This window comes from [Borrelia] turdi, from assembly GCF_030439285.2.
Lineage (GTDB): Bacteria > Spirochaetota > Spirochaetia > Borreliales > Borreliaceae > Borreliella > Borreliella turdi.
In genome coordinates this window covers 16,395-27,715 of sequence record NZ_CP179624.1, presented here as the reverse complement: position 1 = coordinate 27,715, position 11,321 = coordinate 16,395, and the positions used below count along the sequence as shown (strand labels likewise).

12 protein-coding genes are annotated in these 11,321 nt (G+C 26.7%); 2 read left to right on the top strand and 10 right to left on the bottom strand.

Annotated elements, in window-relative coordinates; translation table 11 throughout:
* From QIA31_RS05830 to QIA31_RS05820, 3 genes are all read right to left on the bottom strand, one after another.
* The gene (locus QIA31_RS05830; RefSeq protein WP_418905433.1) at positions 1 to 1,353 is read right to left on the bottom strand and encodes a PBSX family phage terminase large subunit; all 1,353 of its coding nucleotides are present in this window, start codon (positions 1,351 to 1,353) and stop codon (positions 1 to 3) included.
* Positions 1,350 to 1,916: a DUF603 domain-containing protein gene (locus tag QIA31_RS05825; RefSeq protein ID WP_418905432.1), complete on the bottom strand. Its 567-nt coding sequence runs from the start codon at positions 1,914 to 1,916 to the stop codon at positions 1,350 to 1,352. The genes QIA31_RS05830 and QIA31_RS05825 overlap by 4 nt, the downstream gene beginning before the upstream one ends.
* A gap of 280 nt (positions 1,917 to 2,196) precedes the next feature.
* On the bottom strand, positions 2,197 to 2,877 hold the full coding sequence (locus QIA31_RS05820; RefSeq protein WP_418905431.1) for an ErpL protein: 681 nt from the start codon (positions 2,875 to 2,877) through the stop codon (positions 2,197 to 2,199).
* 437 nt (positions 2,878 to 3,314) lie between these two features.
* Between QIA31_RS05820 and QIA31_RS05815 the strand changes: the two genes are divergently transcribed.
* On the top strand, positions 3,315 to 4,091 hold the full coding sequence (locus QIA31_RS05815) for a tyrosine-type recombinase/integrase (protein WP_418905430.1): 777 nt from the start codon (positions 3,315 to 3,317) through the stop codon (positions 4,089 to 4,091).
* 5 nt (positions 4,092 to 4,096) lie between these two features.
* Here the strand turns inward: QIA31_RS05815 and QIA31_RS05810 are convergent, their stop codons facing one another.
* The 7 genes from QIA31_RS05810 to QIA31_RS05780 form a co-directional block, all read right to left on the bottom strand.
* Positions 4,097 to 4,522: a DUF261 domain-containing protein gene (locus QIA31_RS05810; RefSeq protein WP_418905429.1), complete on the bottom strand. Its 426-nt coding sequence runs from the start codon at positions 4,520 to 4,522 to the stop codon at positions 4,097 to 4,099.
* 58 nt (positions 4,523 to 4,580) lie between these two features.
* The gene (locus QIA31_RS05805) at positions 4,581 to 5,921 is read right to left on the bottom strand and encodes a DUF244 domain-containing protein (protein ID WP_418905428.1); all 1,341 of its coding nucleotides are present in this window, start codon (positions 5,919 to 5,921) and stop codon (positions 4,581 to 4,583) included.
* A gap of 262 nt (positions 5,922 to 6,183) precedes the next feature.
* Positions 6,184 to 6,795 carry a Bdr family repetitive protein gene (gene bdr, locus QIA31_RS05800; protein WP_418905427.1) on the bottom strand — a complete coding sequence of 204 codons (612 nt, stop codon included), beginning with the start codon at positions 6,793 to 6,795 and terminating at the stop codon, positions 6,184 to 6,186.
* Between the two features lie 12 nt (positions 6,796 to 6,807).
* On the bottom strand, positions 6,808 to 7,365 hold the full coding sequence (locus tag QIA31_RS05795) for a chromosome replication/partitioning protein (RefSeq protein ID WP_418905426.1): 558 nt from the start codon (positions 7,363 to 7,365) through the stop codon (positions 6,808 to 6,810).
* 54 nt (positions 7,366 to 7,419) lie between these two features.
* Positions 7,420 to 8,160 (bottom strand): ParA family protein, encoded by a 741-nt coding sequence (locus QIA31_RS05790; protein ID WP_418905425.1) that lies wholly within the window; start codon positions 8,158 to 8,160, stop codon positions 7,420 to 7,422.
* Positions 8,136 to 8,705: a DUF226 domain-containing protein gene (locus QIA31_RS05785; protein WP_418905424.1), complete on the bottom strand. Its 570-nt coding sequence runs from the start codon at positions 8,703 to 8,705 to the stop codon at positions 8,136 to 8,138. Before QIA31_RS05785 ends, QIA31_RS05790 begins: the two co-directional genes overlap by 25 nt.
* Positions 8,706 to 8,714: 9 nt before the next feature.
* Positions 8,715 to 9,827 (bottom strand): plasmid maintenance protein, encoded by a 1,113-nt coding sequence (locus QIA31_RS05780; RefSeq protein ID WP_418905423.1) that lies wholly within the window; start codon positions 9,825 to 9,827, stop codon positions 8,715 to 8,717.
* Between the two features lie 369 nt (positions 9,828 to 10,196).
* Here QIA31_RS05780 and QIA31_RS05775 point away from each other — a divergent pair, with 369 nt between their 5' ends.
* Positions 10,197 to 11,234 (top strand): ERF family protein, encoded by a 1,038-nt coding sequence (locus QIA31_RS05775; RefSeq protein ID WP_418905422.1) that lies wholly within the window; start codon positions 10,197 to 10,199, stop codon positions 11,232 to 11,234.
* Positions 11,235 to 11,321: the final 87 nt, after the last annotated feature.

The window sequence follows — 11,321 nt, the reverse complement described above, 5'->3', positions numbered from 1 at the left end:
TTACAAAAATATTTGATTGCCAAAGTGAATGCTTCGCTCTCTATATCCTAAAGACAACATCAAATATGCAGCTGATATTGCGTCAAGTGCATCATCATGGGTTTTGTTATCCCCTTTATAAGCGTAAATATCATTAAATACAGAAGAACTACTGTATTTTGCAATGTAAAGTTTCTTGTAAGTAAACGGTGTAATTAACGATATTATTCTACTAAATTTATTGGACTTTGGTTTAATCGGCACAATTCTAAAATAATGACCCATATTGTTTCTAAGAGTCATATATTCACGAGTCAATGCACCAGCACCTTTAGTATTATCTCTATCTTCTAAGTAAAGTGTATTTACATTGAAATTCTCTAATACAGTTTTGACCATATTCATAATATAAGGATCATTGGCTGGTCGTTGGTCTTGAAATACAAAAGCATAATATTTGTCATCAACCCGATCCATAACACATAAAGCAGTATTGTCGCCCCCAATGCTAAATGCTGGATCCAAATATGCTATTGGGCTAGTAAACACATAATCTTGAGTAATATTAATTTGTGTAAAAATTGAGTCGGTGCTTGCTATCCACTCTCCTAGCAAAACTCTTGCCTTATATGCTGGTATATCTTTATAAAGTTTCTCTTGAGTTTTAATGAATTCTTTACTTAAAAGTACATTATCATAGGTTGTAAAATTATACGTGTTAAAAGTTGCTACATTATCAATGTAATCAGTCTTAAAATAATGTTCTGGATGGTCCGGATTAGTATCAAAAATAATAGTTTCTTGCCCACATCTAAGTCTTTTCAATACTTCCTCTAAAGTTTGCTTGTGTAAAGTAGTAGCCTCATTAACAAAAATAAGTGCCGAATTACTACCTCTAAACCTTTCAAAATCACTTGCCTTATCCCCTCCATATAAATTAATCCGAAGTGAATCAATCATTATATACGAATTGTTTGTATGTCTTGGCATATAAGAAATATCAAGAAGTTTGCACAACTTTTCAAATTGGCCCAAAACATTAACCTCAACTGAACGCTGAGAATTGCCTATAATGAAATTATTAGTATCACTAGAGTATAACTTTTTATTTGTAAGTAAACTTTTGATAAATAGATAACATGCAAGATACGTTTTGCCACTAGCTATACCACCACTGAATATAATCTTCTTTTCATTGTTCTTTTGAATGCTTTTTATTACATTCTTTTGCTTTAGGGTTAAATGTTTCTCTTCAAACTGATCAAAATTAATTGAAGAGCTTATTGGCTTAACAAATTCAGATATATCAATTCCAAACTGATTTTTGTATTGTTTTTGAAGTGTCGTAAAAAGTTTCGTTTGATATAAGTTCACTTGTATCCTTTACTACTTTTATAATTATTTTTATTCTCAACTTCATGAGCAGCGGCAAGTTTTTTCATACATTCATAGTAAAGCTCCATTTCTCTTATTGAACACTCTTTTATAAGTTCATTAAGCTCAACTTTCAAAGAATTAATATTTTCATTAACAACTTTTGCATTTTGTTTGTTACACTCTTTAGATAAAGAATCAATTTCGAATCTTAAATTCTCTATTTTTGAAATCATACTAGCAAGTTCAATACTAGAATATTGTTTGAATGCACGTATAAATCCTAATTCTAAATTAGAGCGCTCTAAATCTAATTCGCCTTTAGCTTTTTTAGCTTTAACTTCTGACCTAAAAGTTTGTGCTACAAGGTGTTCAAAAGTATCTTCACTAATTGTTACTCTAAAATCCCCATTATCAGAAGTCTCTCCACTCTCCCATTTTTGTCGCATTCTCCATACATTTACTCTAGAAACCCCTAGTCTAGCTGCTATTTCTCTATCATTTAATGAGCCTCCTCTAAAATATGCAACATAATCATCAAAAGGTCTTTTATTTTTTTTCAAAAAAATTCCCCCTAAAGCAATAAAATTGACAAATTGTTACTCTAAATAATACAATAAGTTAACAAATTATTAACAATAACCAGTAACTTACTTATGTCTATTAACTACTATGCTTATAATGTTTGTATTTTGGTTTTCACAACTTTACAGATTTTATCTGTCTAGCCATGAATTGGGTTTTACATTTACATTTATATCTTTTCTTTTTACTTAATACGTAAAAAAACAAGACTAGCTGTTAGTCTTGTTTTTCATAATTTTTGCTTTTAAAAGCATTTTTTTATTCTTTTTTGTTTTCCAACTTTTTAAGTTCTTCTTCAATCTTACTAAGTGCATCATCTACAACTTTTTTTGATAATTTATCAGTATCAGTATCAGTACCAGTATTGCTAGAATAGCTTACATTTAAACCTAATTCTTTAGCGCACTTCCAAGCTTGTACTCCAACCATCCCTTGGTTTTTAGATTGATCACCAGTAGTTACTCCACTTATAGTATCAACTTGTCTTTTAAACTCTTCAAACTTCTGTTTAGCCTCCTCTAATTCTTTTTTTCTTTCTTCTTTTTTAGTTTTTAAGATATCTTCAAGCCCTTTGAATTGATTTTTCAATTCTCCTTTACTTTTTAATTTTTCTCCTAATTGTTTTGTTAGTTCCCCATAGCCAAGATATGTTGCAAGAGAAGTTTTTTTAGAATTGGATTTATCTATTTCATCCTTTAAGTCTCGAACCTTTTTTTCAATATCTTTTGTATTTAATAAGTTTAAATCTTTTGTATCTAAAATATCTAAAAATCCTTTAACTTGTTTTTTTAAATCTTGTTCGGCTTCAGAAAGTTTAGAAGCTGAACTTTTTGAATCTCGCAACAAACCTTTTAAATCTTCATCACTTGCATAATTTTTGCAAGAACTTATCAGTGCAAAAACAGCACAAATAATAAACATTTTTATTTTTTTATTCATAAGTTACTCCTACTCCATAGATCTTAAGCTTAACGCAACACGCCAATAATTACAATTTTTTTAAAGATTTAAATAATTTATTTTGTTACATTTCGAATTACATAGTAACAAAACTCAAATGTAATTTTAATCAAACTCATAAAATCTCTCCATTGCAAGTAGCCAACTCATTACAATCGATCACAAAAGACATACAAATTGAATTTTTAAGTCTTTGCTATATATCACACAAAGTATACTATCTTTCTTGTGTGCACCCCTTGAAAATTGCCACTTCTGCTCTTTACAACTACCCTACATTCCAAATTCTGCATGCAATGAGAAACACCACAATTTGACTAAAAATTTTGGTTTTTGGTAAAATATAGAATGCAATTTCTATACATTTTTATTACTTTTACTTAATGTAAAGGTAACACTTATGCGGAGCTGATTTTATGAACTCTAATAATTTTTTTAATTTAAACAACGCTGGTTCAGATTTTTTCCTCAAACTATTACAAAATTATCAAAAAATACTAGATGAAAACAAAATTCTAAAAAATTCACTAAAAAATTCAACTAAAAATAAAAAAGAAAATCTAAAACCTAGTCCTAAGTTTTATCTAACTCCGAAAACTAGCAAACTAATTGTAAAATGTATCAATCATCTAAAAGAAACTGATCCAATATCGGGCTGGTTCGTATATTTACTTTTGATAAGTGGGTGCAGGGGCACTGAAATTCAAAAAGTAAAAATGGAAGATATTACCCAATTATCAAGTAAATCTGGAGAAATTTTTTACACTATAAAAGTAAACGTAGCAAAAAAAAGAAATATCGCTTGTATTAGAGAAATTGTCATTAGCTCTAAAGAATATGGTGCTATTCAAACAGCTCACAAAAATCATTTCGAAGAAAAAAATCTTGACACAAGGCGTACTTATCTTTTCCAAAAAACTAAACACAAATTTAAAGACAATCAAATTGACATTATCCATATTTCTAAAAAATTCAAAAATCTTCTAAAAAAGTCTGGTTTTCGTGCAAATAAATCGCTCCATTTATGTAGAAACTTGTTCATTTCAAATTTAAAATCTAGTGGCTACAACTCTTTCCAAATAAAAGAACTTATGAAATATTCTTCAACCCATGAAATTGATAATATATATGGACTCTCTTCTGCAAACAAAATTCAAGCCTATAAATGCACCAAAAATAGCTTAAAACTATAACGCAGCTATTTAAGCTTAAATATACGCTTTGAAGTTACTCTAAATTCTTTTCCACGAGTCTTTAAATCAAGTGAGTCGTATAATATTTGTTGATCTTTTGTAGCAAGAAAGTGTGATCCACCAACACCCTTAATCTTAACTTCGCTTATTTCAAATTCATTTGCAGCTCCAAAGTACCCAAAAGACTCATATCTCACACTACTTCTAATTCCATAGTAATTTAGTATCATGCAAGGATTTTGAATAAAACAATTACTCTTAATGTGCCTAAGTCCCAAAAATCTGTAATAAGCTGCATTTAGCTCATAAATAGTAAATTCAAGTTTCTTGAACACGCTTGCATAGTAATGCAAACACAAAAAGTAACAACCCCACCTTTGTATTTCTGGGTGCAAAGCCTTATTGTTTTGTTTTATTTTATTAATAGGCATTGATTAATCCTCCAATATTAAATTATTTTTTTAATTTTTTTATTTCTAATGCACCCATTCACATGGGGACACTCACACTATTTGTATACGCCACATTGTTTGGTAATAATACTTTGCTACTTATTGGTAAAATCCCCTTGAATCTATCTGCTATTGCTCTTTTTTTAGGATCATAATTGAATACAAATTGTTTGAATCTGTAATTCTTATGATTTATTAGTGGATACTCATCCATAATCTTATCAATTTTAATTTTGAGCAAATCTTTTATTGGTTTTTCTCTTTTTTTGTTTTCATTTTGAATTTTATTTAGTTCTACTTTTAAATTATTAATCTCAATAAGATTGTGTTCAAGATTTATAGCAGACTCCTCAGTTTGAATCTCAAAATTTACACACTCAACATACTCTACAAATTCATTTATCCAATCAAACTCAACTCCAGATTGATAAAAATCACTTTTTTCTACCAACTCTTCAATCTCTTCAACAAGCCTATTAAACGTATCATTATCAATATTATTGGATATTAATAACTTAACCTGATTGTTTTTAACAATTTCGGCTCTTATATTGAAAACTTCACGTTCACATTTAAGAACAAAATTAAGAACTTTTGATATTAAAGAATCATTTCTTTTTATCTTACAATTAACCGGTGCAGCGTCTATTAAAAAGAACAAATTACAATACTCAAGCCCAGTACATGCTAGTTGAATTTGTGCCTGCACATAGTATTTGAAAAAATACTTACTACTTAAGAAATTGCCATTTTTATTGTATTCATCAATAGCACTACTCATATAATTAGAATCACTACTCTTAATCTCTAAAAGCTCTAAATCACCATCACTATTAATAAACCATCCATCGATCGTTGAGCCTACTAAAGTTTCTGATTTACCCATTTTTTTGAAATAATTATATTTATCAACACCATTGGCATATTTATTTTTGTACAAAACAGAAATATTATCACCGTGTGCCTTAACAAATTCTCTAAATCCTAAATTTTCCAATTCTTTACCTTTTAACATATATAAATTTTCTTCAAAAGGTAAACTCATACCAAAATATTTAAGCACGCTATTTATCATTACATTTTTAAGACCAGCTCCACCAATTACAATAGTTCCCACTTCACTAGCTCCATATTTATCTAGCTTGCTTCTTTGCAAACTAAAATCAATATTACGATTAAATCTAAAACACTCTTGACTACTTATTCCTGGTAATTTTTTGCCTATCTTGCTTAATTTGCTTTTTTCTTTAATTGGAAAAGATTTTTCCTCGAATACTTCACAACCAATAAAACTTTGTTGCTCAATATGCATTTTGAATTCTCCCTTTATTTTTGCTTGTATATTTTCTTGTGGATTATTGTTTGAAACATTTATCATGTTTTCCTCCTATGGCTATAAATAATTATATTGAAAAAACTGTTTTTGTCAATTTTTTACAAAAATTTTATGTAAAAAACTTGGGACTTAGCTAAGTTCTCTAATAAGAGAATATGACCAAGTCCCACATAATTGAACTATATTTGATATAACAATTTTTTTCAGCTATACATATATAATATTATAAAAATTATTTTTGTCAACTTTTCTGAAAAAATTTTTTACCATTCAATTTTAAAAAAATAAATTGTATATTATTTCATTATTTGACGCCTTGTATATATTGCATTAAAAATGAATGTATGAATGGCCCAAAAATTGCTGCTGCAAGTATCATAAAATGTACTAGTCTGTTCCCCATATTAAGATCTTTGCGTAAATTCTTTTCTACATTATCTATTTTAGTATCTAAATTAGATATATCTTTTTTCAAATTTTTTACTTCATTATCTATCTTAGTATCTAAATTAGATATATCTTTTTGTAAATTCTTTACTTCATTGTCAATCTTATTAGTAATTTCACTTTTTACATTATCTATCTTGGTATTTAAAATAGATATGTCCTTTTGTAGATTTTTTTCTAAATTATCTATTTTAGTATCCAAACTATCTATCTTAGTATTTAAATTAGTATTTAAAATAGATATGTCTTTTTGCAAATTCTTTTCTACAGAATCTATCTTGGAATCTAAATTAGATATATCTTTTCTCAAATTATTCTCTACATCAATCAATTTTTCTTTCAAATATTCGAAGTTGTAATTATCATTATGAAGAAAAACGAAATCAATCGCCTCCTTACTAAATCCAATATTTAAAAATTCATTTTTTATACTCTCTATATTATATGTTCTGTGTGCTAAATTGTTCATAAAATCTCCATATTATCCTTTTAATTGCTTATACCTTTTTAAAAGCTTATTAACTAAATCTCTTTGACTTTCAAAAAGCTCATCTAATAAAAACCCTGTAAATTTAGCATTGCTTTTGTAGAATTCGTAACTCTCTTTGCTTTTAAGCTGGAATCTTAATGGTTTTATTGGATTTTGTTTTGACTTTTTTATTGTATCTGAATTACTATTTCTTAAAAAAAGTATAGTTTCTTTAATTCCGTTTTCTAATAAAAAAAGTTCTTCTATGACGCCATTTTCTATAGCTGCTGCTATCTTTAAATATTCATAAGTTTGGCTTTTAGCTAGCTTGTAATTTTTTATAAAAGCATCAAAAGTTTTATAACCATCAAGCTTATAATATTCATTATCTTTTATTTCTTTTAAAATTTTCATGCTTTCTATCTTATTATAAATTTCCTTTTGGAAATTAGATTTCAAACGCTCTTTTAACAAATTATAATGCTTTATTATTTCGTCTTTGTTTCTTAATTCCTTTTTTATTTCTTTTTTTAATATTACCCTGTCGTTTATTTTTATTCCTGCGTCCATAATTAACCTCCTATCTTTTTTGTTAATAACATTTATCCAACTATCGGACAAATTTCATATTTTTGAAATAAAATTATTTAAAACATTAACATACTCCTTTATATAGTCTCTATCTAGATCAAATTTATCATTTTTTGCTATTCTCCTATTTAAATCTTCGCGCTCTGATATTATCCCCAAAAACTTTTCTTTTTTTTGTAATATTTCTAATAAATCTTTATGCGTTTTATTTTTTTTAAATTTTGTTACAAATAAAAATACTTTTGGTTTAAGTTTTAATTTATCTGTAAAAAACTCTAATAATTGTAGGCTCTCAATAGCCCATTTCTCCGCAGTCATTGGAACTATAGCGTGTTTACTAACAACTAAAGCATTGGATAATGTAGAATCTAAATGAGGATTTGTATCAAGTATTATAAAATCATATTTAAATTTTAAATATTTAAAACTATCTTTTAACCTATGTTCCTTATATGGCAAAGGCTCTTCACTAAAGGTGTGTAAGCTTAAATAGCTTGGCAATAAATCAAGCCCACTATCCACATTGATAATTACATCATTGATTAATTGATTTCCTTTTAAAACCTCATATATATTTTTTTCAAGTAAATCAAATTCACTTTCCATTAGTGTTTTATAGAAATAGCTAGTAACTGATGCTTGTGTATCCATATCTATCAAAAGCACTTTATAATCTTTTGCAAGTAATGTTGCAAATATAATTGCACTTGTGCTTTTACCAACACCGCCCTTAATTGACGCAATTGTTATTATTTTAGGTTTTTTATTATCCATTTTGTTAGTGGTCCTTGTTCTGGGTATTTTTTCCCATAAAATTCATATACTTGTTTTTCTAAATCTGTAAACATATTAAACAATATTTTGTTGTAGTGATTATTCATTTTCTCTTTAAATAATAAGCGGTATAATCCCTTAAAGTAGAAAAAAACACTTCCTGCTTTAAATCTAACTTCCATATAATATGCCCTTGCAAAGGAATAAGATTTTCTTATTCCTTTTGATTCATACTTTACAAAAGCTTTTTTAATTGGTTTTCTAAATCCATAAAAAATTCCAATAAATTTATCCCCTTCTTTAATAGGGTATAAATGTGTTTCCTCAACAATTCTTTCTCCATTAAACAATGCCCTTAATGACACTCGAAATTCATTTTTTTTCTTTTTTTTATTCTCATAAACTCCAAATTTGTATAAATCCATCATTATTTTTGTATGGTACATTGTTTTACCATTCTCTTTTTCAATTTTTATAAATCGTTCTTTATTTTGACATTCAACTTTGCATTTACCTTTTTTTATAGGTTCAACTGCGGTTTCCATGTTTAATCCTTACATAACCTTTTTGATAAATTTTTTTAATTTTAAAGAATTGTTTTCATTTTCTATTATTTCTAATAATTCATAATAATAGGTGTTGTCAAAGACTTTTTTATATTCTAATTTATTTTTGCTATTCAAATAAGTTTTTAGAATTGGCTTAAGAAATTCAATATTTACCTCCTTTTTTAGTTGATCAATAAGTATATTAAAAATGTTTATCTTTATATGCTTAAAATCTTTTTGTAAATTTTCTTTTTTAACTTCAATTGATTTTTCTAATTTGAGTTTTATTTTACTTAGATCATTATATTTTTCATTTTCAATAATAAAATGAGGCTTATTTTTGTAATTTTCATATATTTTTTGAATATTTGTTTCTAATTGTTCGGAATTATATTCTTTTTTTTCTAATTCTTTTTGAGTATTTATAAGTATTTCTTTTAATTTGTTTTGTTTATTTTTAAAGCAAGATCTATTAAAAAAAATATGTTTGTTTTTTGCTAGACTGTTTTCATATCTCTTTACAGTTTTAAATATTTCAATTGCTAAATCTGTTTTAATATCTAATTTTAATATCTTTGAAAGAGTTTTTTTTTCGAAAAAGTTACATTTATTGAAATATTTTGTTTTTTTATATTTTTCTATTTTATTAGAATTTCTTTCTTCTTTTATATTATTATTATTATTACTTAAACACTCCTTAAAATCTACATTACCCTTTTTAGTAAATTTATCTTTAAGATAGTTATTAACTCTAGATTTAAATCTTTTGTGTTTTTTTTCTAGAAAAAATTTGTTTATCTTAAGATAACATTCTTTTTTTGGATAATTAAGGTGATAGTAAATTTCAGTGCCACAATTTACCCCCATGTGTTTATGGTAGTTAGTTGTGACTTTTATTTCTTTTTCTAATTTGTAAAGATATTTTTGCATTGTTCTTAGTGTAGTAGTAGCTTGACTATTTCGTTTTAGATTCTCATTAAAGTAATAGAGTATGTTTTGCTGAGTATATTTTTGATATTTAGTGTTTATGTAATTAAGTGTTGATATAAGAACTATTAATTTATGTTGATGCTTGTTGTAGCAATTTGGATTTTTTGTGTTATTTGAAAAATTCTTCATAATTTCTATCCTATGGTAATTAATAATAATTATTATAATGCAAAATTTTGATTTAAAAGTAAAGGCTTTTCTAAAAAAAATAATAAATTTAATTATTAATCTCATTGATTTAATATACTTTTTCTAATTTGGTAAAAAGACCAATTGATTTTAGTTCTAAATTGCTCTAAAATACAGGTAGAGTAGTTATTTGAATAAATTTCAGTTTTACTACCTATGGTAATTTTCAAAAATCGTAGAATGGGGACTTAGCTAAGTTTTTTACCAAAAGAACTTAGCTAAGTCCCAAGTTTTTTACATAAAATTTTTGTAAAAAATTGACAAAAACAGTTTTTTCAATATAATTATTTATAGCCATAGGAGGAAAACATGATAAATGTTTCAAACAATAATCAAGATATGCAAAATAATATACAAGCAAAAATAAATTTCAGAAAAGATATGAAAACCCTAAGAATGAATTTACCAGGTATTGACAAAAGTCTTAAGGGATATGGTTATAAGTATCAGGATTTCAATGATATAGTAGAAGAAATTGAAAACGTTATAAAGAAACATAATTTGGAGCTTGATTTTTTCCAAAATGCAACTTTTACACACGATCCATATGGTAGAGTTCATGTTGTTAGGACTACATTCTATAGTACAAGTACTGGGTATGAAGAATCATTTGATACACCAATACTTACAGAAAATTTACAATGGAATAATGAAAATGGCTCTAAAAATGTGAATACAACGCCACAACTAGTTGGTTCAGCTATTACTTATTTCAAAAGGTATGCTTTAGTTGGACATCTTCACATAAAAAGTGAAGTGGATACTGATGCAGCGCCTATTTACAATAATTATGAAAACGAAAATTTTGTGTCTAGCAAGCAAGTTAGTGTTAATCAAAATCAAGAACAAAAAAGGGAACAAAAACAAGAGATTCGTCAAATTCAGAAAAATAACACTATTCGAATTCAGAAAAAAGAGATTAAGCAAGAACAAATAAAAGACAATAATCAGCAGCAAAGAAAAGATAGATTTTATTACTACGGTATTTTTAAAAACGCGTTATCTAACATGAAAAATTGGGTAAATAACCCAATAACAAAAGATAATATAAGCGCAATTATTCAAAAAATCAGTTTTATTCAGAAAATAGACCCCAATAATGTTGATGATATCAAGAAAATTGAAGCTGATTTAATCGCGCATTTTGAGAAAAATAGTGATTTTAAGAGTATAAACTATTGGGCGGAGATTATAAAAGACTATTTCAAAAAAAACAATAGATTAAAGGATTTACAAGATTTTGAAAAGTTTATGACGTTTAAGCAGCCTATTTATGGCGCTAGCCCACTAATATTATTTGGTGTGTTAAAAGAAGATAAACAATTTGATTATATATTTGCAGCATAGCAATACTTTTACATAGTAAAGCCCCCAAATAAGGGGGCTGTTATATTATTATTGTGACTTAACTTGCAAAAGTATATTTTCTTGCAA

Bases quoted from the DNA above. Each gene is read 5' to 3' on its own strand.
- QIA31_RS05820 (WP_418905431.1), bottom strand. From the start codon at position 2,877: ATGAATAAAAAAATAAAAATGTTTATTATTTGTGCTGTTTTTGCACTG.
- QIA31_RS05815 (WP_418905430.1), top strand. From the start codon at position 3,315: ATGAACTCTAATAATTTTTTTAATTTAAACAACGCTGGTTCAGATTTT.
- QIA31_RS05810 (WP_418905429.1), bottom strand. From the start codon at position 4,522: ATGCCTATTAATAAAATAAAACAAAACAATAAGGCTTTGCACCCAGAA.
- QIA31_RS05805 (WP_418905428.1), bottom strand. From the start codon at position 5,921: ATGATAAATGTTTCAAACAATAATCCACAAGAAAATATACAAGCAAAA.
- bdr (WP_418905427.1), bottom strand. From the start codon at position 6,795: ATGAACAATTTAGCACACAGAACATATAATATAGAGAGTATAAAAAAT.
- QIA31_RS05795 (WP_418905426.1), bottom strand. From the start codon at position 7,365: ATGGACGCAGGAATAAAAATAAACGACAGGGTAATATTAAAAAAAGAA.
- QIA31_RS05790 (WP_418905425.1), bottom strand. From the start codon at position 8,160: ATGGATAATAAAAAACCTAAAATAATAACAATTGCGTCAATTAAGGGC.
- QIA31_RS05785 (WP_418905424.1), bottom strand. From the start codon at position 8,705: ATGGAAACCGCAGTTGAACCTATAAAAAAAGGTAAATGCAAAGTTGAA.
- QIA31_RS05780 (WP_418905423.1), bottom strand. From the start codon at position 9,827: ATGAAGAATTTTTCAAATAACACAAAAAATCCAAATTGCTACAACAAG.
- QIA31_RS05775 (WP_418905422.1), top strand. From the start codon at position 10,197: ATGATAAATGTTTCAAACAATAATCAAGATATGCAAAATAATATACAA.